This window comes from Mesorhizobium sp. WSM4817, from assembly GCF_055811135.1.
This window is the reverse complement of record NZ_JBVVQQ010000003.1, coordinates 62,103-88,254: the sequence shown is the minus strand read 5'-3', so window position 1 is coordinate 88,254 and position 26,152 is coordinate 62,103. Positions and strand designations below refer to the sequence as shown.

Genomic DNA, 26,152 nt, shown 5'->3' with positions numbered 1-26,152 from the left:
AGGTTGCGAACGATGTGCAGAAACATCAAGACACTGTTCAATTTCGATCCGCCGGCGACCGATGACGAGGTCCGCGATGCCGCACTTCAGTTTGTCCGCAAGCTGAGCGGAACGACTCGGCCGTCGAAACAGAACCAGCATGCGTTCGACCACGCCGTCGAGGCCATAGCCGCGTCTGCGCGCGAATTGCTCGACAGCCTCGAGACGACACAGCATCCGCGCAATCGCGAAGAAGTGGCGGCCAAGGCGAAAGCCAGGTCTGCACTCCGCTTCGCCTGAGGAAGACCGCATGAGCTTCTTCCCCGGAAACGACCCTCTGCCCGGTGACGCCCTCGCCAGCGACCAGATCGAACTGATGGTTATTCCGAACGCCAAGGACATTGGCGGCTTTCAGGTTCGCCGTGCCTTGCCGACCGCGAGGCGTCGGCTGGTCGGTCCCTTCATCTTCTTCGATCGCATGGGACCGGCGATCTTGCGGGCCGGCCAGGCGCTCGATGTCCGCCCGCATCCCCATATCGGCCTGTCGACGGTCACTTACCTGTTCGACGGCAAGATCAGGCATCGCGATTCGCTCGGCACCGAAATGGTCATCCAGCCCGGCGACGTAAATTTGATGACCGCCGGTCGCGGCATCGTTCATTCCGAGCGTACGCCGCAGGAGCTGCGCGGCGCGCCGATGTCGGTTTCCGGCCTGCAGACATGGCTGGCGCTGCCGGACGATAAAGAGGAGGTCGACCCGATCTTCGAGAATACGGCGGCCATGCGTCTGCCCGAAATCGACGCTGAAGGCGTCAGCGGACGCGTTGTCATTGGCGCGTTTTCCGGGTTGCGGTCACCGGTCGTGACCGCTTCGGACACGCTCTATGCAGACCTCAGGCTGGCGCCCGGCGCCAGCGTGAAAATCCCTGCCGATGCCGAGGAGCGCGCCATCTATACGTTGGAAGGCGAGGTTTCGATCTCCGGTGACCGCTTCCCGGCAGAGCGGCTGCTGGTGTTCCGGCCCGGCGACGAGATCGTCGTGTCGTCGGAGGGTGGAGCGCATTTCATGCTGTTCGGCGGCGCCTCGCTCGGCTCCAAGCGCTACATCTGGTGGAATTTCGTGTCATCGTCGAAGGAACGCATCGAACAGGCGAAAGAAGAATGGAAGACAGGCCGTTTCGATATCGTTCCGGGGGATGAAGAAGAGTTCATTCCGCTGCCGGACAATTAATGCATGTCGCGCAAAAGTGTGCAGCGGTTTTGCGATAACGACATGCATAAAACAACAACCTAAAGCGCGTCGCGTCAGGTCGGTCGAACGCGACGCGCTTTAGAGCGCCGCGCGTCCTTTTTGACGCGTAAACGAAACCCTAACAGTTTGAAGCTATGCCGCGTCACTCGCACGCATTTACATTCGCCGGCCAGCAGCCTATTTCGCAGATGAATAAAAAGCAGGCCCCCAGCACCAGTGAACGCAAAGCTCCATACGCCACTTCTCGACAAGGTCCGCATCCCGGCCGACCTCAGGACGCTTGACGAACGTCATCTGCCGCAATTGGCATCGGAGCTTCGCACCGAGTTGATCGATGCCGTGTCGCATACCGGCGGACATCTCGGTGCCGGGCTTGGCGTGGTCGAACTGACGGTGGCATTGCACTATGTCTTCAACACGCCAGACGACCGGCTGATCTGGGATGTCGGTCACCAGGCCTATCCGCACAAGATCCTGACCGGCCGCCGCGACCGTATCCGCACGCTGCGGCAAGAGGGCGGCCTGTCCGGTTTCACCCAGCGCGCCGAGAGCGAATACGATCCGTTCGGCGCCGCCCACTCCTCGACCTCGATTTCCGCCGGCCTCGGCATGGCAATGGCACGCGATCTCTCGGGGGGCCGCAACAATGTCATTGCCGTTATCGGCGACGGCGCCATGTCGGCCGGCATGGCCTATGAGGCGATGAACAATGCCGGCGCGCTCGATGCCCGGCTGATCGTCATCCTCAACGACAACGACATGTCGATCGCTCCACCGACCGGCGCGATGAGCGCCTATCTGGCCCGCCTGGCGTCGGGCAAGGCCTATCTGGGCTTGCGCGATTTCGGCAAGAAGCTGACCTCCTATCTCGGCGAGCGCGCCGATCGCGCCATCAAGCGGGCGGTCGAGCATGCGCGCGGCTATGTCACCGGCGGCACGCTGTTCGAGGAAATGGGTTTCTATCACATCGGCCCGATCGACGGCCACAATCTCGAGCACCTGATCCCGGTGCTGAAGAACGTCCGCGACAATGCCGACGGCCCGGTGCTGATCCACGTCGTGACCCAGAAGGGCAAGGGCTATGGACCGGCCGAGGCGGCCGCCGACAAATATCACGGCGTCAACAAATTCGACGTCATCACCGGCGCGCAGGCCAAGGCCCCGGCCAACGCGCCGAGCTACACGAAAGTCTTTGCTGAAAGCCTGGTCCAGGAAGGCCGCGAAGATGATCGCATCGTCGCCATCACCGCCGCCATGCCGAACGGCACCGGCCTTGACCTCTTCGGCGAGGCGTTCCCGGCGAGGACCTTCGATGTCGGTATCGCCGAGCAACATGCGGTGACTTTTGCCGCGGGCCTTGCCACCGAAGGCTTCAAGCCTTTCGCGGCGATCTATTCGACCTTCCTGCAGCGTGCCTACGACCAGGTCGTCCACGACGTGGCGATCCAGAAACTGCCGGTGCGCTTTCCGATCGATCGCGCCGGCTTCGTCGGGGCCGACGGGGCGACCCATTGCGGCGCCTTCGACACGACTTTTTTGGCGACGCTGCCCGGTTTCGTCGTCATGGCCGCGGCAGATGAGGCGGAACTGCGACACATGGTGCGCACGGCGGCAAGCTACGATGAAGGCCCCATCGCCTTCCGCTACCCGCGTGGCAACGGCGTCGGCGTCGATCTGCCGGAGCGTGGCTCGGTTCTCGAAATCGGCAAGGGCCGCATCGTCAGGGAAGGCACCAAGGTTGCACTGCTTTCGTTCGGCACGCGGCTGCAGGATTGCCTGGCTGCGGCCGAGGAGCTCGGCGCGGCAGGGCTTTCCACCACGGTCGCCGATGCTCGTTTCGCCAAGCCGCTCGACGAGGATTTGATCCGGCGGCTGGCGCGCTCGCACGAAGTGCTGGTAACAGTGGAAGAGGGCGCGGTCGGTGGCTTCGCCAGCCATGTGCTGCAATTCCTCGCCCATGAAGGGCTGCTGGAACACGGCCTGAAGGTACGCCCGCTTGTGTTGCCCGACACTTTTGTCGATCACGCCAAGCCCGAAAAGATGTATGCCGACGCCGGGCTGGATGCCGCCGGCATCGTGCGCACCGTCTTCGTGGCGCTGGGACACACCGCAAGCGCGCAAAGCGCCTGAATCAAAATCTCAACGGCTTGTATCAGTTTGCCGACCGGCGGTCGTAACTGACTGTTTGCGTTGTCATTTGGCATTCGCCTACGCAAGCGTTGGTGCGAGTTCAGGATCACTCCTCGCCAGCGTGCCTTCGAGGAACGGCGTTCATGATGGCCTCCGCCAGTTCTTCGAGGACGGAGGTATCGCCTTTCGATGCGGCAAATAGCCTGAACTGCGCTTCTGGCAACTCTGGCAGGCCGTAGCTTTCGGGTACCCTGACCAGGCCGTTTCTCAACTGACTGACTGTCATCGGCGCTACAGCGAAGCCTGAGATGGCAGCCGCCCTCAGGCTGGCGTTGCTGGTGCAGATCATCACCGTGCGCTGGCTGATCCCGGCCTTGGCAAGCCGTTCAAGAGCAACTTCCCTGTAGGGGCAAGGTTCCGGCAACACGGCCAATGGCAGCGGGTCGGGAAGATCCATGCCGGTATGATTCGCCCACGCCCAGACAAGAGGCTCGCGCCACAGGAGGCGCCCCATCTCCTCACCCTCACACTGTGATCCGAGCACCAGTTCGATATTGCCCTCCTTCATCTTCGAGAGCAGCGCACCCGGAATCCCGACCTGCACCTCGACCTGCAATCCGCGGCGATCAGCGCCGAATGCCTGCAAGGCGCGAAGGATGGGGACCTGTGCGAAGTCTTCCGAGAGGCCGACGCGAACTCTGCCGTGAAAGGGTGCCTGCGCCAGATCGGCCAAAGCATCCCGGTTAAGGGCGAGCATCGCCCGGGCATAGGCGAGCAGGCGCTCGCCATCTTGTGTCATCTCCAGCGAGCGCGTCGTCCTTTTGAGTAACGGCTTTCCGACCTGCTCTTCGAGACGACGCAAGTGCCCACTGACGGCCGACTGCGTAAGGTTCAGTCGCGCCGCTGCCCGACTGAAGCCGCCTTCGTCGAACACGGCGACGAACGTCCTGAGCAGGACCAATTCCAGCATATATTCTGATCCATGATGAATATTGTCGATAATCTCAATTTTTATATCGAATTAAAATATGACGCAATACGGTTCGTCACAATGAGCAAGGATGATCCATGACCAAGCTGCTGCATATCGTTTCCTCGCCCCGCAAAGAGCGTTCCGCCTCGCGTGAGGTCGCCGAGGCCTTTGTTCAAAGCTGTCGTGCTCGGCGACCCGACTTGGCGATTTCAACGCTCGACCTATGGGATGTCGACCTCCCCGAATTCGGTGAGGACGCGATGTTGGCCAAATATGCCGGGCTCAGCGGCACGCCGCTTACCCCTTCTCAACAGCAGGCATGGGCCACATTGCAAGAATTGGCGCAACAATTGCACTGGGCGGATATTGTCCTGCTGTCGACGCCCCTGTGGAATTTCAGCATTCCCTACAAACTCAAGCACTTCATCGACCTGGTATCGCAGAAGGACATCCTTTTCTCGTTCGACCCTGAACACGGGTTCGCAGGACTGCTCCGGGATAAGACCGCCGTGGTCGTCCATGCGCGAGGTCTCGACTATGCGGCGCAATCCATCACGCCGGCGCAGCGCTTCGACTTTCAAAAACCCTATGTAGAAGCGTGGTTGCGCTTCATCGGTATCGAAGATGTCCGCAGTCTAATCATCCAGAAAACCCTCTTTGGACCCGATATTGACCATGCGGCTCGCCAGGATGCACGGGAGGCCGCGTTACAGCTGGCGGAAGATCTGCTGTCGCAGACAACAGAGGCGATTGCATGATTACGAAGCGCCCGCTGCGGACAAGAAGGGCGGCTCTGGAGACTGGCCGGGAAGGTCGCCTTATGGTGCGACGGAGCACCCTCGGTTCAAGCCCGAGGGCATGTTTTTGCGCGACATGCATCAGAACCACATATCGCGCACGCAGCGACCATCGCGCGGCAGGTCCTCGAACGCGTGGAGACCATCGAAATGGTCGATTGGCAAGTCGGCGACGGTGTCAGGCGGCGCAAGCCTCACATTGACGGCGATCCGAGTGCGACGGCGGCACTGGCGCGCAAACCACGCCAGGCCAGCACAGAGGCGCATGTTGGACAGAACAGAATCTCGAGCGACGGGGCATCCTTTCCGGAGCGCGTGTAAGCACTTGTCGGTCCGGCAAGACGGATGCGTTCGTCAACATAATCGTAAGCCCACAGCGCGCCATAGCGGCGGCAAAGCGTGCAGTTGCAGGCTGTGATCGAGCCGGGATCGCCCTCCAAAGTCCAGTGGGCCGCGCCGCAATGGCAGGTTCCGGTCAGCATTCGTCCTCCTCACCTGCTGGCAGCAACACGAGCATTGTTCCCAACGTTGTGCCGGACCCAGTGCGATTTCAACAGGTTGTGGTGCGGCCTGAAGCGCTCGCCGCTTTCGCAAGATGTTCGTTGTCTTGCCCAATATCCTTGCCTTCGTGACAGGCTTTCGCCATGAAGGCCGATGAACTCGCCTTTGCCAGCCAGCACACGCAAGCGGCTCGACGAACTCCTCGTCGCGCGGGGCCTGTTCCCCAGCCGCTCTCGCGCCCGCGACGCGATCGAGCGCGGCACCGTGACGGTTGACGGCGTCATCGCCCGCAAGCCCGGCCAGACGGTCCGGGCTGATTGCCTCATAGAAGTCGATGATCCGGCACAGGGCTATGTGTCGCGTGCTGCGCTGAAGCTGATCGCCGGGCTCGACTATTTCGGCCTCGATCCAGCCGGCAGGGAAGCGCTCGACGTCGGCGCCTCGACCGGAGGCTTCACTCAAGTGCTGCTCGGACGCGGCGCCGCGCATGTCACGGCGATCGATGTCGGGCATGGCCAGATACATCCGGATATCGCCGGCGATCCGCGTGTGACGGTCATCGAGGGATTGAACGCCCGTGATCTTTCGACCGCAGATCTTGCCGATCGCATTCCAGATTTTATCGTCTCCGACGTCAGCTTCATCTCGTTGAAACTGGCGCTGCCGCCGGCGCTCGCCATTGCCAGGAGCGGCGCCAAAGCAATATTTCTGGTCAAGCCGCAATTCGAGGCGGGCCGCGAGGCGATCGGCAAGGGCGGCTTGCTGAAAGATCCATACGATGCCGCGCGGGTTGCCGGCCTGCTGCAGGATTGGTTGGATGGCGTCCCCGGCTGGCGCTCGCTCGGACTGCATCTGTCTCCGATCGAAGGCGGCGACGGCAACCGCGAGTTCCTGCTCGCCGGGATCAAGGACGCCGGTATCGAGAACAGGGGGATCGGAGGCCGATGAACGCGCGCTTCACGATCACACGGCTGGGCTCCCAGGGCGACGGCGTCGCCGAAACCGAAACCGGCGAGCTTTTCATTCCGTTCACGCTGCCCGGTGAAACCGTCACCGCCGCGCGCGAAAAGGACCGCGCCACGCTGATGTCAGTGCTGGCGACTTCGCCGCTTCGCATCGACCCTGCCTGTCGGCATTTCACCGAATGCGGCGGCTGCGCCATCCAGCATCTCGAGGCCGAAGCCTATCATCGGTGGAAGCACGACAAGGTTGCGCATGCGCTCAACAGCAAGGGCATCAGTTGCGACATTGACGCGCTGGTGCCGTGCGCGCCGCAGACGCGCCGGCGCGTCGTGTTCACCGCCCGGCGAAGCGAGGCCGGCATGCTGCTCGGCTTCGTTCGGGCGTTGTCGTCCGAGATCATTTCCATCGAGGAATGCCCGATCTCGCTGCCCGAGATCGTCGCAAAGCTCGACCGCCTGAGAGCACTTGCCGAATTGGTTTGCGCCACGACGAAATCGTTCCGCATGACGGTCACGGCGAGCGGTTCCGGCCTCGATGTCGCGGTTCACGAGTCCGGCAAGCTCGGCGAGAACCAGCGCCGCGTCGCCTCCAATTTCGTCATCGCTCAGGGATTGGCCAGACTTTCGATCGATGGCGAGATCATCATCGAGCCCAAAAAGCCGGTGGTGCTGTTCGGCAGCGTCGCCGTCGCGGTGCCGCCGGGCGCCTTCCTGCAGGCGACCGAGGCCGCCGAGCAGGCGATGGCCGACATCGTCGGCCGGCACCTCGCGCGTGCCAGGAAGATAGCCGATCTCTTCGCCGGCTGCGGCAGCTTTGCGCTGCGCCTGGCCGCCAGGTCGGAGGTCCATGCGGTGGAGGGGGATGCGGCAGCGCTTTCGGCGCTCGACCGGGCATTCCGTTTCGCCAGTGGTCTGAAGCGCGTGACCAGCGAACGCCGCGACCTGTTCCGGCGGCCGCTCACTTCTAGGGAACTGAATGCTTTCGACGGCGTCGTCTTCGATCCGCCCCGCGCCGGCGCCGAAGACCAGTCGAAGCAGATCGCCCGTTCCGACGTGCCGCTTGTCGCCGCGGTTTCCTGCAATCCGGTGACGCTGGCGCGCGACTTGCGCATCCTCGTCGACGGCGGCTACGTCCTGAAAAGCGTGACGCCGATCGACCAGTTCCTGTGGTCGCCGCATGTCGAGGCCGTCGCGCTTCTGGAGAAGCCGAAGCGAAGGCGGTAACAGGTCCGCATTTGTTGAGCTTGAATTTCGCGTAAAATGAGCATATTTTGAGCGTGGTCTGTTCAAAACGTGCTAGGAACTTGTTATGAATACCGCAGCTCTCGATATTAGGGCGTCGCGCTTTGGCGACGAGCGTACGCCATTTCTTTCGGCAAGACGGGTGGCTGAACTGCTGGGCGTCAATCTGACCGAACTGGCGGGCTTGATCGGCGTCGCGCGCAACACGCTTGCCGCCAAGACTGGCGCGCGCAAGGTCGACGCCGCATTGAGTCCGATCGTCCGTATCCTTGCGATGGCAGGCGAGATGGCCGGCGATGAACAGCGTGCGGCGATCTGGTTCAAGCATCAGCCGATCCCCGGCTGGGCGGGAAAGACCGCCTACGATCTGGTTCGAGAGGGCAAGACGGACAAGGTGCTAGCTTATCTGGAGGCAGTCCGCTCCGGCATCTATGCCTGAAAACAGACTGAGCCTATGGCGCGCCTTCGTGCCGCGTTGGGCGCATCTGCCGCTTTCCGGCGAAGGAGCAGCCCGCTTTGGCGGTCGCTGGAATCCAGTGGGCGCCCCGACGATCTATGCCGCGGGCGAATTGTCCACTGCCTGGGCGGAGTACAATCAGGGCTTTGTCCAGCATCCCGCGCTGATTGCGCAGCTCGCACTTTCAGGCGCGCGACTGGCAGACCTTACGGACGCTGATGAGTTGACCAGGCTCGGCGTGACAGCAGACATCAACCGATGTGAATGGCGCGATGTCATGGATCGAGGCCTGGTGCCTGAGACGCACACGCTGAGAGATCGCCTGATTGCCGACGGGCAACATGGCGTGATCTACCCCTCCTTCATGTCGCCCGGCGGCACATGCGTCGCGCTGTGGCGATGGAACGAGAGCAACACACCCCGTCTGAAGGTCATCGATCCCGACCATCGCTTGCCGAAAACGCCGGCTTCATGGCTTTAGGGCAGTTCGAGCCGGCCGCGCCGCCGCGCTTCGGCCAGCACACCCGCGTCAATTTTCTTCCAAACGTCTTCGGCCTGTCTCTATGGGGCAGGGATCCAAACACGTCTTCTGGCCGTGTCTCGGCGAAGACTGGCGCAGGCTTCAGTAGCACGCCCTCCGGAGTATCTTCGACCAGAAGACGTGTGCCGGCGTCCCATTCCCTCCGCTTGCGGATCGCGCTGGGCAGGGTGACCTGCCCCTTGGTCGAGACAGTGGTTACGAGTCTTTCCGGGTTGGCCATCGCGGCGCATCCTCTGAATGTAAGACAAAAACCGCAGCTTCTATCAAACCCGCGTTCCGCCAACCGTCATCTGGTTCATCCTGAGGTGCGGCTGGCCAACGCCGACCGGCACGCCCTGGCCGGCCTTGCCGCACATGCCGATGCCGGTGTCGAGCTTCATGTCGTTGCCGATCATCGAAACCCGATGCATGGCATCGGGCCCATTGCCGATCAGCATGGCGCCCTTGATCGGCTGCGTCACCTTGCCGTCCTCGATCATGTAGGCCTCGGTGCAGCCGAACACGAATTTTCCCGAGGTGATGTCGACCTGGCCGCCGCCGAAGGAGACGGCATAGATGCCGTTCTTGACCGAGGCGATGATTTCGTCCGGCTCCATGTCGCCTGAAGTCATATAGGTGTTGGTCATGCGCGGCATCGGCTGGTGCGCGTAGCCTTCGCGCCGTCCGTTGCCGGTGGCGTTCATGCCCATCAGCCGGGCGTTCTGGCGATCCTGCATATAGCCGACAAGCTTGCCGTCATCGATCAGCACGTTGCGGGCCGACGGCGTGCCTTCGTCATCAACGGTCAGCGAGCCACGCCGCTCGGCCATGGTGCCGTCGTCGACGACTGTGACGCCCTTGGCGGCCACCTGCTGGCCCATCAGCCCGGCGAAGGCCGATGTCTTCTTGCGGTTGAAGTCGCCTTCCAGCCCGTGGCCGACGGCCTCGTGCAGCATGACGCCCGGCCAGCCGCTGGACAGCACGATGTCGAACGTCCCGGCCGGCGCCGGGATGGCCTCGAGGTTGACCAGCGCTTGCCGCAGCGCTTCCTTGGCGGCGTGCTTCCAGCTCTCCTCGACCAGGAATTCGCCAAACCCTTTGCGTCCGCCCATGCCGTAGGAGCCGCTCTCCTGGCGATCGCCGTCGCCGACCACCACCGACACGTTGATCCTGACCAGCGGGCGGATGTCGCGCACCATCTGGCCGTCGGCACGCACGATCTCGACATGCTGCCAGGAGGCGGCGAGCGACGCCGTCACCTGCCGCACGCGCGGATCCTCGGCTCGCAGCCACGCATCGATTTCCTGAAGGAGCTTGGCCTTGGCCTCGAAGGAGGGCGAGGGGATCGGGTTCTCATCGCCATAGAGATGGCGGTTGGTACGGGTGGGAGCCGCAGCAAGCGTGCCGGAATAGCCGCTCTTGACGGTCGAGACAGCGTCGGCCGCGCGCAGCAGCGACGCTTCCGAAAGACCGCTGGAATGCGCGTAGCCGCTCGCTTCGCCGGCGACCGCGCGCAGGCCAAAGCCTTGGTCTGTGTTGAAATTGGCGGTCTTCAGCCGGCCATTGTCGAACATCAGCGCTTCGCTCTCGCTGTATTCGAGGAACAACTCGCCGTCGTCGGCGCCGTTGATGGTCTCGGCGACGATCTGCTTGATGCGATCGTCGGAAATGTCGAATTGGCCGATCAGGCTGTTCATGGCAGGTCCGTCCATGGAAAGAGATTGTCCTCACGATGTAGGCGCGAAGGTGCGTCCAGACAATCGGCAATGACCATTGTCTGTGCATGACCCCGAAAATCGGAATCGATTTTCGGAAAGGATCATGCGCAAAATCGAAGCGCTACAGCGTCCTTTGCGCGTCCTTGGACGCGCGGCGCTGTCGCCAAAGGCGGTCATTTTCGTCAGCAGGGTTTTGGGCCTCTCGCCCCGCCTCAAGGCAGGGCGGCGAAACCGTCGGCGAAACCCTTGAGCTCGACCGGAATGCCGATGCCTTCCTCCGGCGTCTGGAAGACGATGAAGGTGGCCGACGTTCCGGTCTTCAGCGTATCGAGCAGCGGCTTTTCGAGAATGACCTCGGCATAACAGCCGTCCTGGAAGCAACGCACGAAATAGGCCCGGCCGATGTCCTTGCCGTCGACATTGAGGCCGAGCCCGTTGGGCAACAGCACGCCGAGCGGCGCCAGCACGCGCAGGATTTCGGCCTTGTTGTCGGCAGTGCGCAGCACGACGACGGAAAGCCCCATCTCCGGACGGTCTTCGGCGACGACGTTCTGCATCATCACGCATTGTTCCGATGTGGCGCCAGCCGGCGTGTCGCAGATGATCGACCATGCGCCATGCGTCGTCCGCACCTTGCCGCTTGGCTGCGCGGCATTGGCCTGGTTGACGCCAAACGAGCCAACATAGGACAGGCCGATCCCAGACAAGCCAACGCCAGACAGGCCAACGCTAGACACGGCGAGAAGGATGGCCTTCGCCAAGCTTCTCGAGAGCCCAAGTCTCGAAAGCCCAAGTCTCGAAAGCCCAAGTCTCGAATGCCCAAGTCCCCAAAGCCAAGAGTTCATGACGGCTCCATTGCGAATCACGGCACTTTAAGCCGCGCCAAGGGCAAGTAAAGGATGAGACCACTGCCGGCCTGCCTCGACCAAGGCAATTGTGCGCTTTTCCGTGCCAAATTCGCCCGAATTGCGACCGACCGGCGCATTTTGCCAAGGCACTCCTCGGCTCTGGCATTCGCGTCCGCCACCGCCGCGGCCGCCGCCACAACGCGCAGCCGCGCTTGCGCGCAAAAATGCCGCACGGTTTCCCCCGCTCCTTTCTTGCAGAGGCAAATAGAGTATGGTTTGAACCAGCCTCGGGACTTTCCGGGATTCCCGTCCCGGCGTTGTTCGATATTCTTGCGATCCGATCGCGAGGAACTGGGAGATAATGACGGCAATGAGAAAATTCCTAGCAGGCGCCAAACTCCTGGCACGCGCTGCCGCCACACTGTTGACCGGCGCATCCGCCCATGCGGCCCAGCCTGCGCCGTGGGAGATGACCTTCCAGCCCGCCGCCACCGACATGATGCGGCAGATCGCCTGGTTCGAGGGCTATACGCTGTGGTTCATCGTGCCGATCACCCTCTTCGTGCTCTTTCTCATCGCCTATTGCATCCTGAAGTTTCGCGCGAGCGTCAACCCGACCCCGTCGCGCACCAGCCACAACACGCTGATTGAGGTAATCTGGACGGTCGGGCCGGTCGTCGTCCTGCTCTTGCTCGCCATCCCCTCGTTCCAGCTCTTGACTGCGCAATACACGCCGCCGGAGGAAGCCAAGCTGACCGTCAAGGCGACGGGAAACCAGTGGAACTGGGATTACGAATACCAGACCGAAAACACGCTTTCCTTCAACTCGGCGATCCTGGCGGATGCTGACCGCGCCGCGGCCGGCAAGGAGGACCGCGGCGCTTATCCGCGCCTGCTCGCCGTCGACAACGAGATGGTGGTGCCGGTCAACACCATGACCCGGGTGCTGGTGACGGCGGCAGACGTGATCCACGCCTTTGCCATGCCGTCCTTCGGCATCAAGACCGACGCGGTTCCGGGTCGCATCAACGAGGTCTGGTTCAAGGCGGAAAAGGAAGGCCTCTATTACGGCCAGTGCTCGGAGCTCTGCGGTAAGGACCACGCCTTCATGCCGATCGCGATCCGCGTCGTCTCCGACGCCCAGTACAAGACCTGGCTGGCAGCAGCCGGCACCGACCTTCCCGGCGCCAACAAGGCGCTGATGGCCGAGGTCGACGGCAAAGACAAGGTAGCGGCCGCCGGCAACTGATGCCGCGACCAGAAAAGATCAGGGAACGGAGCCGAACATGGCAGACGCTGCAGCTCACGACCACGACCACAAGCCGTATCATGGCTGGGTGCGGTGGGTGTATTCAACCAACCACAAGGATATCGGCACACTCTACCTGATCTTCGCGATCATGGCGGGCTGCGTCGGCGGTGCCCTTTCGGTCGTCATGCGTATGGAACTGCAGGAGCCTGGGATCCAGATTTTCACCGGCCTGGCGCAGATGGTCTACGGCTTGAACGCCGACGCTGCGCTCGACGGCGGCAAGAACATGTACAATGCCTTCACCACCGCCCATGCGCTGATCATGATCTTCTTCATGGTCATGCCGGCGTTGATCGGCGGCTTCGCCAACTGGATGGTGCCGATCATGATCGGCGCGCCGGACATGGCATTCCCGCGCATGAATAACATCTCGTTCTGGTTGCTGCCACCGGCTTTCATCCTGCTGATCATCTCGGCCTTCGTGCCGAGCGCGCCTGGCGCCTACGGCGTCGGCGGCGGCTGGACGATCTATCCGCCGCTATCGACCTCGGGCCAGCCCGGACCGGCGATGGATCTTGCGATCCTGTCGCTGCACATCGCCGGCGCCTCATCGATCCTCGGCGCCATCAATTTCATCACCACCATCTTCAACATGCGCGCGCCTGGCATGACGCTGCACAAGATGCCGCTGTTCGCCTGGTCGGTGCTGATCACCGCTTTCCTGCTGCTGCTGTCGCTTCCGGTTCTGGCCGGCGGCATCACCATGCTTTTGACCGATCGCAATTTTGGCACCACCTTCTTCGCGCCCGATGGCGGCGGCGACCCGATCCTGTTCCAGCACCTGTTCTGGTTTTTCGGCCATCCGGAAGTCTACATCCTGATCCTGCCGGGCTTCGGCATCGTCAGCCACATCGTCTCGACCTTCTCCAAAAAGCCTATCTTCGGCTATCTCGGCATGGCCTATGCGATGGTCGCGATCGGTGCGGTCGGCTTCATCGTCTGGGCGCACCACATGTACACGACCGGCCTGTCGCTCGACACGCAGCGCTATTTCGTCTTCGCCACGATGGTTATCGCGGTGCCGACGGGCGTGAAGATATTCTCGTGGATCGCCACCATGTGGGGCGGGTCGATTTCGCTCAAGACCCCGATGCTGTGGGCGATTGGCTTCATCTTCCTGTTCACCGTCGGCGGCGTTACCGGCGTCCAGCTTGCCAATGCCGGTCTCGACCGCCCGCTGCACGACACCTATTACGTGGTCGCGCATTTCCATTATGTGCTGTCGCTGGGCGCGGTCTTTGCCATCTTCGCCGGCTGGTACTACTGGTTCCCGAAGATGACCGGCTACATGTATTCGCCTGTCATCGCCAATACCCACTTCTGGGTTACCTTCGTCGGCGTCAACCTCGTCTTCTTCCCGCAGCATTTCCTCGGACTTTCAGGCATGCCGCGCCGCTACATCGACTATCCGGATGCGTTTGCCGGCTGGAACATGGTGTCGTCCTACGGCTCGTATATTTCGGCCGTCGGCGTGGTCATCTTCCTCTATGGCGTGTTCGAGGCCTTCCAGAAGAAGCGGGTGGCCGGCGCCAATCCATGGGGCGAGGGTGCGACGACGCTTGAATGGCAGCTGCCTTCGCCGCCGCCCTTCCACCAGTGGGAACAGCTGCCGAAGATCAAATAGGCTTCTGCCTGGGCGAATACTGAATCGCCGGTTCGCCCGGCGGTTTTGGCCAACGGAATGATGGACTTTAAGTACGCATGGCCCTTGTCGACGACACCTTGACTGACGAACCGGGCTTTCGCATGTCGGAAGCGACGGCGGGCGATTTCTTCGCACTGTTGAAGCCGCGCGTCATGTCGCTGGTGGTGTTCACCGCCTTTGTCGGCCTGGTCGCGGCACCTGTGGCCATCAATCCGCTTCTGGCGGTGATCGCGATCCTGGCTATTGCCATTGGTGCTGGCGCGTCCGGCGCGCTCAACATGTGGTATGACGCCGATATCGATGCGGTGATGACCAGGACCGCCAGCCGTCCGGTGCCGGCCGGCCGCATCCGGCCAGGCGAGGCGCTGAGTTTCGGCCTGGTGCTGTCGGTGCTGTCGGTGATGACGCTCGGCGTGCTGGTCAATTGGTTGTCGGCGACGCTCCTGGCCTTCACCATCTTCTTCTATGCCGTCGTCTACACGATGTGGCTGAAGCGCTGGACCCCGCAGAACATCGTCATCGGCGGTGCTGCCGGCGCCATTCCGCCGGTGATCGGCTGGGCCGCGGTGACCGGAACCGTCAGCCTGGAAAGCGTCGTCCTGTTCCTGATCATCTTCCTGTGGACGCCGCCGCATTTCTGGGCGCTCGCCCTCTTCAAGTCCGAGGACTATGCCAGGGCCGGCATCCCGATGATGCCGAATGTCGCCGGCCAGGCTTCGACCCGACGCCAGATCTTCGCCTATGCGCTGATCCTTGCGCCGGTTGGCGTGCTGCCGTGGGCGCTCGGCTTCACCACACCCATCTATGGCGTCCTTGCGGTGCTGCTTGGCGCCGGCTTCGTCTGGTATGCGTGGCAGGTGCTGCGGATGGCGGATGACGACCATGTGATGAAGCCAGCCAAGGCATTGTTCGGCTACTCGCTGCTCTACCTCTTCGCCATCTTCGCCATCTACCTTGCCGACTGCGTTGTCGGGCGCGCGCTGGCCACGGGCGGAGCATGACCATGGCCGACAAGAAGCTTGAACTCGTCGCGCTGACGGAGCGCCAGCAGAAGGCCCGGCGCAACCGCTCGGTAGCCATCGGCTTGGCGCTGGCGGTGCTTGTCGTCATCTTCTACATCGCGACCGTCGTGAAATTCGGTCACAACCTCACCGGAACGATGTGAGGCTCAGATGAACCGCCAAACGGTGACCCATCCTCAAAACAAGAACACCAACCGCATCGTCGCCGGCGTCTGCATCGCCTTTTTCGGCGGCATGATCGGCATGGCCTATGCCGCGGTGCCGCTCTACGCGATGTTCTGCCAAGCGACCGGTTACGGCGGCACCGTGAAACGCGCAACGCAGCAATATGCCGACCGAGTGCTCGACCGCGATATCACCATCCGATTCGACGCCAACACGGCCGGCGTGCCCTGGCAGTTCGAGCCGGTCGCCCGCTCCGTCACCATCAAGATAGGCGAGACGGCCCAGGCGCATTATAGCGCCACCAACAAGTTCGTCCGCGCCACCACGGCCCGCGCGACCTTTAATGTGCAGCCGGAATTTGCGGGGTCTTACTTCAACAAGGTCGAGTGTTTCTGCTTTACCGATACCACGCTGAAGCCTGGCGAGACGCTGGACATGCCGGTCGTGTTCTATGTAGATCCCGACATCGTCAATGCGCCGGAATTGAAGGACCTGAAGACGATTACCCTGTCCTACACGATGTTCCCGGTCGAGAAGAACGAGAAGAAGAAGCCGGTCGTGTTGTCAGTGCCGGCCGAAGGCACAAGCAACAAAGTTTCACATACCGAACGAAGCCTCGGGGGTTGATATGGCAGACGCGCACGCAAAACCACAACATGATTACCATCTCGTCGACCCGAGCCCGTGGCCTTTCCTCGGCTCGGTCGGTGCGTTGGTCACCGCGATCGGCGGCGTCTGTTACATGCAGTATCTCAAGGGCGGCGATTTCCCGATCTTCGGCTTCAACATCGCCAATCCGTGGCTGTTCTTCATCGGCCTCTTGATCGTCATCTACACCATGTACGCCTGGTGGTCGGATACCATCAGGGAAGCGCATGAAGGCCACCACACGCGTGTTGTGTCGCTGCATCTGCGCTACGGCATGATCATGTTCATCGCTTCCGAGGTGATGTTCTTCGTCGCCTGGTTCTGGGCTTTCTTCGACGCCAGCCTGTTTCCCGGCGAGGCACAGCAATATGCCCGCGCCACCTTCACCGGCGGTGTCTGGCCGCCGAAGGGCGTTGAGGTCCTCGACCCCTTCCACCTGCCGCTCTACAACACCGTCATCCTGCTTCTGTCGGGCACTACGGTGACCTGGGCGCACCACGCGCTGCTTCATGGCGACCGCAAGGGGCTGATCAACGGCCTGGTGCTGACCGTCGGTCTCGGCATCCTGTTCACCATGGTGCAGGCTTACGAATACATGCACGCGCCGTTCGGCTTCAGGGATTCGATCTACGGCGCCACTTTCTTCATGGCGACCGGCTTCCACGGCTTCCACGTCATCATCGGCACCATCTTCCTGCTGGTCTGCCTGGTCCGCGCGATGAAGGGCGACTTCACGCCCAAGCACCATTTCGGCTTCGAGGCCGCCGCCTGGTACTGGCACTTCGTCGACGTAGTCTGGCTGTTCCTGTTCGCGTCGATCTATGTCTGGGCCTCGAGCGGCGCGGTCATCGAAGGCCACTGAAATCTTCGGAGGAAATCGATGAGGCGGCTGCGGCGACGTGGCCGCCTTACCTTTTGGAGTGAAGGGCACTAAAGTATCGCAATGAGCGACGACAAGGCGATCTGGCCAGCAATCGATCCGATTTCGGCTGGCCTGCACGGCCGCTGCCCGCGCTGCGGCGAGGGCCGGCTGTTTTCCGGCTTCCTCACCGTCGGCGAACGCTGCGCCAATTGCGGCCTCGACTATTCCTACGCCGATGCCGGCGACGGCCCGGCGGTGTTCGTCATCCTGATCATCGGCTTCATCGTAGTCGGGCTGGCGCTGTGGATGGAGGTGACGCTCAGCCCGCCGCTCTGGCTGCATTTCCTGCTGTGGATACCGCTGACGCTGGTGCTTTGCCTGGGCGCGCTCAGGCTGATCAAGGGCGTGCTCCTGACGCTGCAATACCGCAACAAGGCGGCAGAGGGCAGGCTGGACCTCGGCGAATGAGCACGACATCCGCTTCGATTGCGGGCCGTTCGCGGCCGAAGACGGTATTGCTGCTTGGCCTCGGCCTCGTGCTGTTCTTCATCCTGCTGGCGCTCGGCACCTGGCAACTCCAGCGCCTGTACTGGAAAGAGGGTCTTCTCCAGACCATCGACCAGCGCACGCACTCAGCGCCCGTGCCGTTGGCCGAGGTCGAAAAGCGGTTTGCCGCCAGCGGCGATGTCGATTACACGCCGGTGACGGCATCAGGCACCTTCCTGCATCAAGGCGAGCGACATTTCTTCGCGACCTGGGAAGGCCAGTCCGGTTTCGATGTCTTCACGCCCTTGCATCTGGAGGACGGGCGCTTCGTTCTGATCAATCGCGGCTTCGTGCCGTACGATCTCAAGGACGCTGCCAAGCGCCCGCAAAGCCAGGGTGCAGGCCAGGTGACGGTGACGGGGCTCGCCCGCAATCCGCTGCCGGCAAAGCCCTCGATGATGCTTCCCGACAATGATCCGCAGAAAAACATCTTCTACTGGAAGGATCGCGACGCCATGGCGGCCAGCGCCGGTCTGCCGGCCGGCGCGGGGCTGGTGCCATTCTTTATCGACGCGAACGCCACGCCGAACCCGGGTGGGCTGCCGGTCGGCGGCGTTACAATCATCGACCTGCCGAACAGCCATCTGCAATACGCCGTAACCTGGTACGGCCTTGCCGCTGCCCTTGCCGGCGTCCTCATCTTCAGGCTTCGCCGCCCGGCCAAAGAAGAATGATCGGCACCAGCGCCCCTTGACAGGGCAGGGGTGCGCGCCTCATTTCGCGCCTTGAGTTCAAGACTTGAGTTCACGCTACGAAAACCGGCCGGGAATCATGCTTCACACGACCACAAAGCCACCGCTGACGATAAGGCTCTGCCAGCCGCGTGGCTTCTGCGCCGGCGTCGACCGCGCCATCCAGATCGTCGTGCTGGCGCTGAAGAAATACGGCGCGCCGGTCTATGTCCGCCACGAGATCGTGCATAATCGCTACGTCGTCGAGGGGTTGCAAAGCCTCGGTGCGGTGTTCATCGAGGAGCTCTCCGAGATACCGGCGGAACATCGTCAGAGCCCGGTTGTCTTTTCGGCGCATGGCGTGCCGAAGTCGGTGCCGGCGGACGCCCAGGCGCGCAACCTCTTCTATCTCGACGCCACCTGCCCGCTGGTGTCGAAGGTCCACAAACAGGCAATGCGCCATCAGCGGCTCGGCCGTCATGTGCTTCTGATCGGCCATGCCGGCCACCCGGAAGTGATCGGCACGATGGGGCAGTTGCCGGACGGCGCCGTCACCTTGATCGAGACCGAAGCCGACGCGGCGAATTTGGTGCCCGCCGACCCGCAGGCGCTCGGGTTCGTCACCCAGACGACGCTGTCGGTCGAGGACACCGCCGGCATCATTCGGGTGCTTAAGGATCGTTTTCCCGATTTGCATGCAGCGGCAGCGGAATCGATCTGCTACGCCACCACCAATCGCCAGGAAGCGGTCAAGGAGACCGCCGCGGGTGCCGATCTCTTCCTGATCGTCGGCGCTCCCAACTCCTCAAATTCGCGGCGTCTCGTCGAAGTGGCCGAACGCGCCGGCGCCTCGATGTCGCTTCTGGTGCAGCGCGCCTCCGAGATTCCATGGACCGAGATCGCCGGCATCTCGACGCTCGGTCTGTCGGCAGGTGCATCGGCGCCGGAAATCATCGTCGACGAGATCATCGATGCGTTCCGGCAGCGCTTCGACGTAACCATCGAGCTGGCGGTGACGGCGACGGAAACCGAGGATTTTCCGGTGATGCGGGTGCTGCGCGACGTCGAGCTGACGGCGGCCGACATGGCTTTCGTCAACGGGGCCGCGTAAGGTTCATGGCGGTCTACACCGACGTCAACGAAAGCGAGCTCGGCGCGTTCCTGAAGGCCTATCCAGTCGGCGATCTCCTGTCCTACAAGGGCATCGCCGAAGGCACCGAGAACTCGAACTTCCTGCTGCACACGACCAGCGGCTCCTACATCCTGACGCTCTACGAAAAGCGCGTCGACAAGGCCGATCTGCCGTTCTTCCTCGGCCTCATGAGCCATCTCGCCAGGAAGGGCATTTCCTGCCCGCTTCCGGTGACCGCGCATGATGGCGACGTCATCGGAACGCTTGCCGGCCGGCCGGCGGTCATCATCACCTTCCTCGAAGGCGTTTCGCTGCGGCGGCCGACATCAGCGCATTGCAGCGAGGTCGGCAAGGCGCTGGCGGCGCTGCATCTGGCCGGCGCCGACTTTCCGATGACCCGTCCGAATGCCCTTGCCATCGATGGCTGGCGCAAGCTGTGGAGCGCCTCTCGCCCTCGCGCCGACGAGGTCGAGCCGGGACTGGCGGCCGAGGTCGATGCCGACTTCGCCGATTTCGAGAGGAACTGGCCGAACGGCCTGCCGGAAGGCATCATCCATGCCGATCTTTTCCCCGACAACGTCTTCTTCCTCGGCGAGAAACTGTCGGGGCTGATCGACTTCTATTTCGCCTGCAACGATCTCTACGCCTATGATGTCGCTACCTGCCTCAATGCCTGGTGCTTCGAGAAGGATTTTTCCTTCAACCTGACCAAGGGCACGGCGCTGCTTGCCGGTTACCAAAGCGTGCGGCCCTTGAGCGGCGAAGAGAAAGCTGCGCTGCCGATGCTGGCGCGCGGCTCGGCATTGCGCTTCATGCTGACCCGGCTCTACGACTGGCTGACCATTGCCAACGGCGGGCTGGTCGTGAAACGCGATCCGACCGAATATATCAGGCGCATGCGTTTCCACCGAGCGATCAAATCTCCTTCCGAATACGGACTGACATGACCAAGCGCGTTGAAATCTTTACCGATGGTGCCTGTTCGGGCAATCCGGGGCCTGGCGGCTGGGGGGCTGTCCTGCGCTTCAACGGCGTCATGAAGGAACTGTCGGGCGGCGAGGCTGCTACCACCAACAACCGCATGGAACTTTTGGCCGCCATCTCGGCGCTCAATGCGCTGAAAGAACCCTGTTCGGTCGATCTTTATACCGACAGCAACTATGTCAAGGACGGCATTTTCAGCTGGATCGACGGCTGGAAGCGCAACGGCTGGAAGACCGCTGCCAGGCAACCGGTGAAGAATGCCGAACTGTGGCAGGCGCTCGACGAGGCGCGCAACCGTCATCAGGTGATCTGGCACTGGGTCAAGGGCCATGCCGGCCATCCGGAGAACGAGCGTGCCGACGAACTGGCGCGGCTCGGCATGGCGCCGTTCAAGAACAAGACGGCCCGGCCCGCGCCCGTTTCGGCTGGGGAAAACACCCAAGCCAAGCAGCCGACAGCCAGGAAACTGCGCCGCTCGACCCAAAGCTACTGACCAGTCTGGGCTACTGACCAGTCTAGACTACTGACCAGTCTGGTCCGCCATATTCAGCGGATCAGCAGCGCCGTGCCGAAAAGTCCGAGCGCGAACACAGTATGCGACACGAGGTTGAGGGCGCGGATCTGCATCGGGTTGGGGCGCTTTGACGCGGCCCAGCCGGCGCCCATGCCGGGCGCCAGCAGGAACCAGCCGGCGCCTACGGTGACGATGCCGAGGATGAAGGCCGGCAGGAAGGTCGGCGCGGCCAGCCACGCCGCTCCAGCCAAAACGGCCAGAATGATGCCGTAGACGATGCCGACAAAGTAGTGGAAGGCCCAGCCCAGCGCCGATTCATGCGCATAGGGTGCTGCCTCGCCGATATCGTCATGGAAGACCTTGCCGTCCCTCAGGTGCCAGACCCAGCGACCAACCAGCCCCCAGTTCGGCCGTGGCTGAGCAAACACCGTGTTCAGGAAAATCGCCCAGAGGTCCATGAGCGCCGTGGCGCCGATGCCGATCGCCACAGCGCGCCAGAAGTGGTCAAACATCATTGAGGTCCCCTAAAAGCAGGCAATTCCCGAACAGCGTTCTTTGCACGCCCAATTGGACGCGCCGCTGCCGAAACGAGCGCGATCGTCAGGCCGAAGGACCGCGGCAACCTCGGCCTATGCTGTCGCCAAAACGGAAAGCTGTCCGAGAATGTAAGCAGCACCGGATTCATCAACGCCAGGCTTTGTCTCGACATTGAGCGCGGCGACCTTGCCGTCGTCGACGATCATCGAAAACCGCTTCGAGCGCAGCCCCATGCCACCGCCGGAAAGGTCGGCGTCGAGACCGATCGACTTGACGAAATCGCCATTGCCGTCGGCAAGATAGAGGATCTTGCCTTCACCGCCGCTGAAGCGGGCCCAGGCGCCCATTACGTGAACATCGTTGACGGCTACGACGGCGATGGTGTCGACGCCGCGCGCCAGGATGGCGTCGTAATTGTCCAGAAAGCCGGGCAGATGGTTGTTGGAGCAGGTCGGCGTGAAAGCGCCGGGAACAGCAAACAGCACCACCTTCTTTCCCGAGAAAATCTCGGCCGTCGTGATCGCTTTTGCGCCGTCGGCAGTCATCGTCTTGAAGGTCGCTTGGGGCAGCTTGTCGCCAACGGCAATCATCATCGTGGTCCTCGTTTTGACAAATGGAAGGGAGTGTCCTTGCGATAGCGAATTCAGCCGTTTCCCGCAACTGTCGGGGTGGCCGGAGCAAGGGATGCTCGATCTGAACATCCTTTGCTGGGGATCAAGGGAACGGCAGCAGGCCTTCGACGGCGCCGGCCGCAGTTGTCAGCGTATAGTAAAGTCCGCCATCCGTCGGCGTCGTCGTCGGCCTGTCGAGGATCGGCACGGTAAACACCAGCTTGCCGTCCTTTTCGCTGCGGGCCGGCACGCCGAACATGTAGTCGCGCTCACCGGCGACGAAGAAATCCGCTGCTTTGGGATTCCCCGGAAAGCTCGCCTCGACAATCAGTGTCTCGCGGTCGCCCGGCAGGATAGTGGCGCCGAAATCGGGTCTTGCGGGAGCAGGCAGCGTTGCAAAGGCCGCCTTCACCAAAGCGGCGTCTTCGACATTGTCGGGATCGGAGCCCGGATCGATGGTCAGCTTTGTTTGCACCGGGATGCAGATCGTCTCACAAATTCCGAGAAAGATATCGGCATCGATGACGGCCGGCTCGTTCGGCGCCGACAGCGTGAACGTTACCGGCAGCGAAACCGGATGGTCGTAGCCGGCCCATTTGCCGGAGCCGTCGTCGTGGCGCTGGGGTGGTGGAAACGAAAACGTCGCGCTGGCAATGTTGGTGCTGGCCGAGATACCGATTTGCGGCGGCACGCCCGCGTCGCCCGGATCGCGCCAGTAGGTTTTCCAGCCAGGCTTGAGCGAAATATCGAGGACGCCATGGATGCGCCCGGCTGTGTCAGGCTTGCCGCTGGTCACAAGGCGTACTTTGCCGCCTTCGCTATCGTACCACATCGATGAGGATGCTGCGGCGGGAAGACCGGTTCCACATCCAACAGCGGCGCTGAGCAGCAGGACTTTCAAGCTTTGCATGGCGGTGATTTGAGCCTCCGTTCATGGCTGCGCAATGACTTCATGGCGTCGCTGCTATCATATTTGCGTGACCTCGGGCACAGCTTTGCGTGACCTCGGGCACGGCTTTGCGTGCCTTCGATGCACATCTGCGACCAAATCGCGTGCGGCGCATCTTTTCGGCGCTCCAGAAACGCGTTACCCTCCCCTCATGGACTTGTTGCGCCACAAGAAGATGGCTGCGGGACGCGGCTTCCTCGACGACCAGTTCCTGATTGCCATGCCTGGCATGAAGGACGACCGCTTCACGCGCTCCGTCATCTATATTTGCGCGCACAGCGACGAAGGCGCGATGGGCCTGGTCATCAACCAGACACAGCAGATGCTGTTTCCGGATCTGCTCGTGCAACTCGGTATCATGAACGAACAGGAGGCGATCCGCTTGCCCGCGCAGGCCCGCGACTTCGTCGTCCGCAACGGCGGACCGGTGGATCGGAGCCGCGGCTTCGTCCTGCATTCGGGCGACTACCGGGTGGAATCGTCGCTGGCCGTCTCCGACGACATTTGCCTGACCGCGACCGTCGACATTTTGCGCGCCATTTCGTCGGGCCGTGGGCCTCGGCACGCGCTGATGGCGCTCGGCTATTCGGGCTGGGGCGCCGGTCAGTTGGAAAGCGAAATCGCCGAGAACGGTTGGCTGACCTGCCCGGCAAATGCGGAGCTTCTGTTCGATACCGACATCGAGCGCAAATACGACCGGATACTCGCTTCGATCGGTATCGACCTCGCGCATCTCAGCCTGGCCGCCGGTCACGCCTAGAGGTGAAAATCCGATACCTGGCTGGTTACCGCCGCATTGCCATCGCCAGCCGTTTGCCCAGATCGTAGACGAGATTCTCGAAACCTGACGTCCAGGACAGGTCAGCCTCTTTCACGCGCGTTTCGACATCGCTGTATTTGCCGATGCGGGCTTCCAGGAAGGAGCGCAGGCGCTGGTGAAACTGGCCGACGGTGAGCTGTTTTCCCTCGGCCTTGAAGATCGCAATATTGAAGCGTGCCGCGTTGGGGAAGATTGTGCTGGCCGTGGCATTGGGCTTCTCATCGGCATTCGACAGGAGCGCTGCTGCCCCGTTGGTGCCAAGAAAATGGGGGAGGTAGAGATCCCTTTCATCCATGGCCTTCTCAAGACGAGCTTCGATGCGTTGCTTGGCCGCGAGAAGGTTCTTGGCCGCAAGTGCCGCCGACAGATAGGGATCGCGCCTGAATTCAAGGATGCGCTGTTCTTCGGCCTTGTCCTCGACGAAATGGTATTCGCGCTTGCCCTCGGGGCGGGTCCGGATCAGTTCCGCTTCGTCGCCCAGGCCGAATTCTGCACCGTACCTCTTCACCGCCTCGAGCCATGTCTGGTCGAGGAATTGCATAAGACCAAGCGCCGACCCTTTAGGCGGGCGATTGTTGATGTCGAAGGAGGATTCCTTCTCGGCGATCGCAAAAAGCGTGTCGGCAGGAAATTGGGTGTCGTTGGCTGCACGAAGGATTTCGCTGGCGATGTGCTGCGACACCTTGTACTCGCCGAACTCGTGCATCGACATGCCGAGGACGATCTGTTCCGCGCCTTGGGAAAGGATGGAGACGGTGCCCTTCAATGCCTGGGCCAGCGTGCGTTCTCCCTCGCGTCCAGAGGTCGATATGGTGTCTGGATCGATGATGTCGAACTCGGGCGCGGCCGAGGGGAAACTCAGAGCCGAGAACGGAACAGCAGTGGCAACCGCGGCTTCGGTCACGCCGTTGGCCAAGACGCCCGAATAAACCGGCCATGGCATAACTGCCACAGTCGCCGCCAGGCCAAGCCCCGCGATCCTTTTCGACAAAGGCCGGCCACCCGAAAGGATTGCGGCTCCGCAAGCAAAGAATTCAAATGTTCTTTGGAGTGACGCCAGGTCCCCCTCCGTTCCTTGTCTAGCCGCCCAGATACTTTGGGGCAGGTCTATTTCCAACGTTGAGCCGTCAACGTCGAAAAAGACAAGAAGAACGGTCAGTGCTTCATTCAACTAATCATGGATAATGGCGGCACAATGTCCACAGTGCGGCGAAATAATTCGGAATGTAAAACAAGCTGGTTTTAATCGAGGGCTGCGTAGCCGATGCGTTGCTTGTGAAGCCTCTCGATTGCGAGCAGAAATTTCCCTGAGGTGGTCTCCCTCGACCGCAGCGGGGCAATCCTTTCGGTTCTCGAACGGCATGTGTGAATGAGCAGTCATTCTCGGCACAATAGTCGATCGAACGAGTTCTCCGTTGGTGAGATCATTTAGCCTTTGGCTGTCGCCAGATTGGTGCTGAGCTCGAAGGCCAGTCCCGACCCGATGGTGTATGGCTGCAGCACGGGCGCACTCTCGCTCACGATCGCCTCCACGACGCGCTTGCGTTCCTGATCGCCCATTTTCTTGGCTAAGGAACTCATCCCGACCAGCGCCATCGAATTCAAATGCAGGAAAGGTACGCCTTCCCCGAAATGGATGGTGCGCGAAACAATCCTCGATCGGACCTCGTGGAAGCCGGCGTCTCGCAACAGCGCCTCAAGTGGAGCCGCTTCCCCGAAGCTGTACCGTTGATCGGCGATGGCGCCCAGATGGCGCTCCGCGACGCGGCGCAGTTCGCGAAAGAACGGGATTTCGTCGTCCGGGCGCCACGTGGCGATCGCCAGCCTACCACCCTTCGTCAGCGCGCGACGCATCTGCGCCGCCGCCGCGGATTTGTCAGGAAAGAACTGCAGTCCTTGCTGGCAGACGACCACGTCGAACGTCTCACCACTACGCAGAGGCAACTCGCCGGCATTGCCCTGGCGCCAGTCGATGGCTGGTTCTACAGCCCGCGCCACAGCAAGCATGTCGGGGCTGATGTCCACGCCGACGATATATCCGGCTTCACCGAGCCGCTCTCTCGCAACGCGCGCCACTATTCCTGTTCCGCAAGCGATATCGAGTAGGCGATCGCCCGAAGACAATTCCAACTCGTCAAGGGCCATCTCGGCCCATGGACGGAAGAGAGCGCCGACGAGCCACCGCTCGTACATCTCCGGGAAACTTACCTGGTTCATTGCGTAGCTGGGCAAGGTCATGATCGTCCTCCCTCAAAGCCAGGCTCGCATAGGCGAAGCGGCCGAAGAATGAGGGTCCGCGCCTCGCGTTTCTAGTATCCGCAAGCCGGGATCAGGTTAATGCGTTGCTTTCAGCCG

The 26,152-nt window shown here is 62.0% G+C and carries 28 protein-coding genes and 2 pseudogenes; 20 read left to right on the top strand and 10 right to left on the bottom strand.

What is annotated here, in order from left to right; all coding sequences use genetic code 11:
* The first annotated feature begins 12 nt into the window (after nucleotides 1-12).
* The 3 genes from AC0L2K_RS05290 (at nucleotide 13) to dxs (ending at nucleotide 3,361) form a co-directional block, all read left to right on the top strand.
* Nucleotides 13-279, top strand: a complete 267-nt coding sequence (locus tag AC0L2K_RS05290; RefSeq protein WP_202364001.1) for a DUF2277 domain-containing protein — start codon at nucleotides 13-15, stop codon at nucleotides 277-279.
* Nucleotides 280-289: 10 nt separating this feature from the next.
* The gene (locus AC0L2K_RS05285) at nucleotides 290-1,210 is read left to right on the top strand and encodes a pirin family protein (RefSeq protein WP_473530814.1); all 921 of its coding nucleotides are present in this window, start codon (nucleotides 290-292) and stop codon (nucleotides 1,208-1,210) included.
* Between the two features lie 237 nt (nucleotides 1,211-1,447).
* The gene (gene dxs, locus AC0L2K_RS05280; RefSeq protein WP_473530813.1) at nucleotides 1,448-3,361 is read left to right on the top strand and encodes a 1-deoxy-D-xylulose-5-phosphate synthase; all 1,914 of its coding nucleotides are present in this window, start codon (nucleotides 1,448-1,450) and stop codon (nucleotides 3,359-3,361) included.
* A 106-nt stretch (nucleotides 3,362-3,467) separates the two neighbouring features.
* Here dxs and AC0L2K_RS05275 read toward each other — a convergent pair whose 3' ends face one another.
* On the bottom strand, nucleotides 3,468-4,331 hold the full coding sequence (locus AC0L2K_RS05275; RefSeq protein WP_473530812.1) for a LysR family transcriptional regulator: 864 nt from the start codon (nucleotides 4,329-4,331) through the stop codon (nucleotides 3,468-3,470).
* A gap of 98 nt (nucleotides 4,332-4,429) precedes the next feature.
* On the opposite strand from AC0L2K_RS05275, the gene AC0L2K_RS05270 reads away from it, so the two are divergent.
* Nucleotides 4,430-5,092: an FMN-dependent NADH-azoreductase gene (locus tag AC0L2K_RS05270; RefSeq protein WP_027152350.1), complete on the top strand. Its 663-nt coding sequence runs from the start codon at nucleotides 4,430-4,432 to the stop codon at nucleotides 5,090-5,092.
* A gap of 120 nt (nucleotides 5,093-5,212) precedes the next feature.
* Here AC0L2K_RS05270 and AC0L2K_RS05265 read toward each other — a convergent pair.
* Nucleotides 5,213-5,613, bottom strand: a pseudogene (locus tag AC0L2K_RS05265) (GFA family protein).
* 172 nt (nucleotides 5,614-5,785) lie between these two features.
* On the opposite strand from AC0L2K_RS05265, the gene AC0L2K_RS05260 reads away from it, so the two are divergent.
* From AC0L2K_RS05260 to AC0L2K_RS05245, 4 genes are all read left to right on the top strand, one after another.
* Nucleotides 5,786-6,580: a TlyA family RNA methyltransferase gene (locus AC0L2K_RS05260; protein ID WP_473530811.1), complete on the top strand. Its 795-nt coding sequence runs from the start codon at nucleotides 5,786-5,788 to the stop codon at nucleotides 6,578-6,580.
* Nucleotides 6,577-7,818, top strand: coding sequence for a class I SAM-dependent RNA methyltransferase (locus AC0L2K_RS05255; protein ID WP_473530810.1), 1,242 nt, complete (start codon nucleotides 6,577-6,579; stop codon nucleotides 7,816-7,818). Before AC0L2K_RS05260 ends, AC0L2K_RS05255 begins: the two co-directional genes overlap by 4 nt.
* 85 nt (nucleotides 7,819-7,903) lie before the next feature.
* On the top strand, nucleotides 7,904-8,275 hold the full coding sequence (locus AC0L2K_RS05250) for an antitoxin Xre/MbcA/ParS toxin-binding domain-containing protein (RefSeq protein ID WP_027152353.1): 372 nt from the start codon (nucleotides 7,904-7,906) through the stop codon (nucleotides 8,273-8,275).
* Nucleotides 8,241-8,774 carry an RES family NAD+ phosphorylase gene (locus AC0L2K_RS05245; RefSeq protein ID WP_473530967.1) on the top strand — a complete coding sequence of 178 codons (534 nt, stop codon included), beginning with the start codon at nucleotides 8,241-8,243 and terminating at the stop codon, nucleotides 8,772-8,774. Before AC0L2K_RS05250 ends, AC0L2K_RS05245 begins: the two co-directional genes overlap by 35 nt.
* On the opposite strand, the pseudogene AC0L2K_RS05240 reads toward AC0L2K_RS05245, so the two are convergent.
* The 3 genes and pseudogenes from AC0L2K_RS05240 to AC0L2K_RS05230 form a co-directional block, all read right to left on the bottom strand.
* A pseudogene (locus AC0L2K_RS05240) lies at nucleotides 8,771-9,054 on the bottom strand (AbrB/MazE/SpoVT family DNA-binding domain-containing protein). The gene AC0L2K_RS05245 and the pseudogene AC0L2K_RS05240 overlap by 4 nt on opposite strands.
* A gap of 43 nt (nucleotides 9,055-9,097) precedes the next feature.
* Entirely contained in the window at nucleotides 9,098-10,510 is a 1,413-nt protein-coding gene (gene tldD / locus AC0L2K_RS05235; RefSeq protein ID WP_473530966.1) for a metalloprotease TldD, read from the bottom strand.
* A gap of 233 nt (nucleotides 10,511-10,743) precedes the next feature.
* Nucleotides 10,744-11,376: an invasion associated locus B family protein gene (locus tag AC0L2K_RS05230; RefSeq protein WP_473530809.1), complete on the bottom strand. Its 633-nt coding sequence runs from the start codon at nucleotides 11,374-11,376 to the stop codon at nucleotides 10,744-10,746.
* A gap of 373 nt (nucleotides 11,377-11,749) precedes the next feature.
* On the opposite strand from AC0L2K_RS05230, the gene coxB reads away from it, so the two are divergent.
* From coxB to rnhA, 11 genes are all read left to right on the top strand, one after another.
* On the top strand, nucleotides 11,750-12,628 hold the full coding sequence (coxB, locus tag AC0L2K_RS05225) for a cytochrome c oxidase subunit II (RefSeq protein ID WP_473530808.1): 879 nt from the start codon (nucleotides 11,750-11,752) through the stop codon (nucleotides 12,626-12,628).
* A gap of 37 nt (nucleotides 12,629-12,665) precedes the next feature.
* Nucleotides 12,666-14,315, top strand: coding sequence for a cytochrome c oxidase subunit I (gene ctaD / locus AC0L2K_RS05220; RefSeq protein ID WP_473530807.1), 1,650 nt, complete (start codon nucleotides 12,666-12,668; stop codon nucleotides 14,313-14,315).
* A 77-nt stretch (nucleotides 14,316-14,392) separates the two neighbouring features.
* The gene (locus AC0L2K_RS05215) at nucleotides 14,393-15,337 is read left to right on the top strand and encodes a heme o synthase (protein WP_473530806.1); all 945 of its coding nucleotides are present in this window, start codon (nucleotides 14,393-14,395) and stop codon (nucleotides 15,335-15,337) included.
* Between the two features lie 2 nt (nucleotides 15,338-15,339).
* The gene (locus AC0L2K_RS05210) at nucleotides 15,340-15,501 is read left to right on the top strand and encodes a hypothetical protein (protein WP_473530981.1); all 162 of its coding nucleotides are present in this window, start codon (nucleotides 15,340-15,342) and stop codon (nucleotides 15,499-15,501) included.
* A gap of 7 nt (nucleotides 15,502-15,508) precedes the next feature.
* Nucleotides 15,509-16,150, top strand: a complete 642-nt coding sequence (locus tag AC0L2K_RS05205) for a cytochrome c oxidase assembly protein (protein ID WP_128179874.1) — start codon at nucleotides 15,509-15,511, stop codon at nucleotides 16,148-16,150.
* A gap of 1 nt (nucleotide 16,151) precedes the next feature.
* Entirely contained in the window at nucleotides 16,152-17,033 is an 882-nt protein-coding gene (locus AC0L2K_RS05200; protein WP_027152361.1) for a cytochrome c oxidase subunit 3, read from the top strand.
* An 81-nt stretch (nucleotides 17,034-17,114) separates the two neighbouring features.
* Nucleotides 17,115-17,501: a DUF983 domain-containing protein gene (locus AC0L2K_RS05195; RefSeq protein WP_023799320.1), complete on the top strand. Its 387-nt coding sequence runs from the start codon at nucleotides 17,115-17,117 to the stop codon at nucleotides 17,499-17,501.
* Nucleotides 17,498-18,253: an SURF1 family protein gene (locus AC0L2K_RS05190; RefSeq protein ID WP_473530805.1), complete on the top strand. Its 756-nt coding sequence runs from the start codon at nucleotides 17,498-17,500 to the stop codon at nucleotides 18,251-18,253. The genes AC0L2K_RS05195 and AC0L2K_RS05190 overlap by 4 nt, the downstream gene beginning before the upstream one ends.
* Nucleotides 18,254-18,350: 97 nt before the next feature.
* The gene (gene ispH / locus AC0L2K_RS05185; RefSeq protein WP_027152363.1) at nucleotides 18,351-19,361 is read left to right on the top strand and encodes a 4-hydroxy-3-methylbut-2-enyl diphosphate reductase; all 1,011 of its coding nucleotides are present in this window, start codon (nucleotides 18,351-18,353) and stop codon (nucleotides 19,359-19,361) included.
* Between the two features lie 5 nt (nucleotides 19,362-19,366).
* The gene (locus AC0L2K_RS05180) at nucleotides 19,367-20,329 is read left to right on the top strand and encodes a homoserine kinase (RefSeq protein ID WP_287245036.1); all 963 of its coding nucleotides are present in this window, start codon (nucleotides 19,367-19,369) and stop codon (nucleotides 20,327-20,329) included.
* Nucleotides 20,326-20,859, top strand: coding sequence for a ribonuclease HI (gene rnhA, locus AC0L2K_RS05175; RefSeq protein WP_473530804.1), 534 nt, complete (start codon nucleotides 20,326-20,328; stop codon nucleotides 20,857-20,859). The genes AC0L2K_RS05180 and rnhA overlap by 4 nt, the downstream gene beginning before the upstream one ends.
* Nucleotides 20,860-20,912: 53 nt before the next feature.
* On the opposite strand, the gene AC0L2K_RS05170 is transcribed toward rnhA, so the two are convergent.
* The 3 genes from AC0L2K_RS05170 to AC0L2K_RS05160 all read right to left on the bottom strand — a co-directional run bounded on the left by AC0L2K_RS05170 (nucleotide 20,913) and on the right by AC0L2K_RS05160 (nucleotide 22,938).
* The gene (locus tag AC0L2K_RS05170) at nucleotides 20,913-21,392 is read right to left on the bottom strand and encodes a DUF2938 domain-containing protein (protein WP_128245673.1); all 480 of its coding nucleotides are present in this window, start codon (nucleotides 21,390-21,392) and stop codon (nucleotides 20,913-20,915) included.
* A gap of 117 nt (nucleotides 21,393-21,509) precedes the next feature.
* Entirely contained in the window at nucleotides 21,510-22,010 is a 501-nt protein-coding gene (locus AC0L2K_RS05165; RefSeq protein ID WP_473530803.1) for a redoxin family protein, read from the bottom strand.
* A 121-nt stretch (nucleotides 22,011-22,131) separates the two neighbouring features.
* Nucleotides 22,132-22,938: a protein-disulfide reductase DsbD domain-containing protein gene (locus AC0L2K_RS05160; protein ID WP_473530802.1), complete on the bottom strand. Its 807-nt coding sequence runs from the start codon at nucleotides 22,936-22,938 to the stop codon at nucleotides 22,132-22,134.
* A 190-nt stretch (nucleotides 22,939-23,128) separates the two neighbouring features.
* Here AC0L2K_RS05160 and AC0L2K_RS05155 point away from each other — a divergent pair, with 190 nt between their 5' ends.
* On the top strand, nucleotides 23,129-23,737 hold the full coding sequence (locus tag AC0L2K_RS05155; protein WP_023799312.1) for a YqgE/AlgH family protein: 609 nt from the start codon (nucleotides 23,129-23,131) through the stop codon (nucleotides 23,735-23,737).
* A 25-nt stretch (nucleotides 23,738-23,762) separates the two neighbouring features.
* Here AC0L2K_RS05155 and AC0L2K_RS05150 read toward each other — a convergent pair whose 3' ends face one another.
* Together AC0L2K_RS05150 and AC0L2K_RS05145 are read right to left on the bottom strand one after the other, a co-directional pair.
* Entirely contained in the window at nucleotides 23,763-24,740 is a 978-nt protein-coding gene (locus AC0L2K_RS05150; protein WP_473530965.1) for a transglycosylase SLT domain-containing protein, read from the bottom strand.
* Between the two features lie 485 nt (nucleotides 24,741-25,225).
* Entirely contained in the window at nucleotides 25,226-26,035 is an 810-nt protein-coding gene (locus tag AC0L2K_RS05145; protein ID WP_473530801.1) for a class I SAM-dependent methyltransferase, read from the bottom strand.
* Nucleotides 26,036-26,152 lie beyond the last annotated feature (117 nt).

Bases quoted from the DNA above. Each gene is read 5' to 3' on its own strand.
- AC0L2K_RS05290 (WP_202364001.1), top strand. From the start codon at position 13: ATGTGCAGAAACATCAAGACACTGTTCAATTTCGATCCGCCGGCGACC.
- AC0L2K_RS05285 (WP_473530814.1), top strand. From the start codon at position 290: ATGAGCTTCTTCCCCGGAAACGACCCTCTGCCCGGTGACGCCCTCGCC.
- AC0L2K_RS05275 (WP_473530812.1), bottom strand. From the start codon at position 4,331: ATGCTGGAATTGGTCCTGCTCAGGACGTTCGTCGCCGTGTTCGACGAA.
- AC0L2K_RS05270 (WP_027152350.1), top strand. From the start codon at position 4,430: ATGACCAAGCTGCTGCATATCGTTTCCTCGCCCCGCAAAGAGCGTTCC.
- AC0L2K_RS05260 (WP_473530811.1), top strand. From the start codon at position 5,786: ATGAACTCGCCTTTGCCAGCCAGCACACGCAAGCGGCTCGACGAACTC.
- AC0L2K_RS05255 (WP_473530810.1), top strand. From the start codon at position 6,577: ATGAACGCGCGCTTCACGATCACACGGCTGGGCTCCCAGGGCGACGGC.
- AC0L2K_RS05250 (WP_027152353.1), top strand. From the start codon at position 7,904: ATGAATACCGCAGCTCTCGATATTAGGGCGTCGCGCTTTGGCGACGAG.
- tldD (WP_473530966.1), bottom strand. From the start codon at position 10,510: ATGAACAGCCTGATCGGCCAATTCGACATTTCCGACGATCGCATCAAG.
- AC0L2K_RS05230 (WP_473530809.1), bottom strand. From the start codon at position 11,376: ATGAACTCTTGGCTTTGGGGACTTGGGCATTCGAGACTTGGGCTTTCG.
- coxB (WP_473530808.1), top strand. From the start codon at position 11,750: ATGAGAAAATTCCTAGCAGGCGCCAAACTCCTGGCACGCGCTGCCGCC.
- ctaD (WP_473530807.1), top strand. From the start codon at position 12,666: ATGGCAGACGCTGCAGCTCACGACCACGACCACAAGCCGTATCATGGC.
- AC0L2K_RS05215 (WP_473530806.1), top strand. From the start codon at position 14,393: ATGGCCCTTGTCGACGACACCTTGACTGACGAACCGGGCTTTCGCATG.
- AC0L2K_RS05210 (WP_473530981.1), top strand. From the start codon at position 15,340: ATGGCCGACAAGAAGCTTGAACTCGTCGCGCTGACGGAGCGCCAGCAG.
- AC0L2K_RS05205 (WP_128179874.1), top strand. From the start codon at position 15,509: ATGAACCGCCAAACGGTGACCCATCCTCAAAACAAGAACACCAACCGC.
- AC0L2K_RS05200 (WP_027152361.1), top strand. From the start codon at position 16,152: ATGGCAGACGCGCACGCAAAACCACAACATGATTACCATCTCGTCGAC.
- AC0L2K_RS05195 (WP_023799320.1), top strand. From the start codon at position 17,115: ATGAGCGACGACAAGGCGATCTGGCCAGCAATCGATCCGATTTCGGCT.
- AC0L2K_RS05190 (WP_473530805.1), top strand. From the start codon at position 17,498: ATGAGCACGACATCCGCTTCGATTGCGGGCCGTTCGCGGCCGAAGACG.
- ispH (WP_027152363.1), top strand. From the start codon at position 18,351: ATGCTTCACACGACCACAAAGCCACCGCTGACGATAAGGCTCTGCCAG.
- AC0L2K_RS05180 (WP_287245036.1), top strand. From the start codon at position 19,367: ATGGCGGTCTACACCGACGTCAACGAAAGCGAGCTCGGCGCGTTCCTG.
- rnhA (WP_473530804.1), top strand. From the start codon at position 20,326: ATGACCAAGCGCGTTGAAATCTTTACCGATGGTGCCTGTTCGGGCAAT.
- AC0L2K_RS05170 (WP_128245673.1), bottom strand. From the start codon at position 21,392: ATGTTTGACCACTTCTGGCGCGCTGTGGCGATCGGCATCGGCGCCACG.
- AC0L2K_RS05165 (WP_473530803.1), bottom strand. From the start codon at position 22,010: ATGATGATTGCCGTTGGCGACAAGCTGCCCCAAGCGACCTTCAAGACG.
- AC0L2K_RS05160 (WP_473530802.1), bottom strand. From the start codon at position 22,938: ATGCAAAGCTTGAAAGTCCTGCTGCTCAGCGCCGCTGTTGGATGTGGA.
- AC0L2K_RS05155 (WP_023799312.1), top strand. From the start codon at position 23,129: ATGGACTTGTTGCGCCACAAGAAGATGGCTGCGGGACGCGGCTTCCTC.
- AC0L2K_RS05150 (WP_473530965.1), bottom strand. From the start codon at position 24,740: ATGCCATGGCCGGTTTATTCGGGCGTCTTGGCCAACGGCGTGACCGAA.
- AC0L2K_RS05145 (WP_473530801.1), bottom strand. From the start codon at position 26,035: ATGACCTTGCCCAGCTACGCAATGAACCAGGTAAGTTTCCCGGAGATG.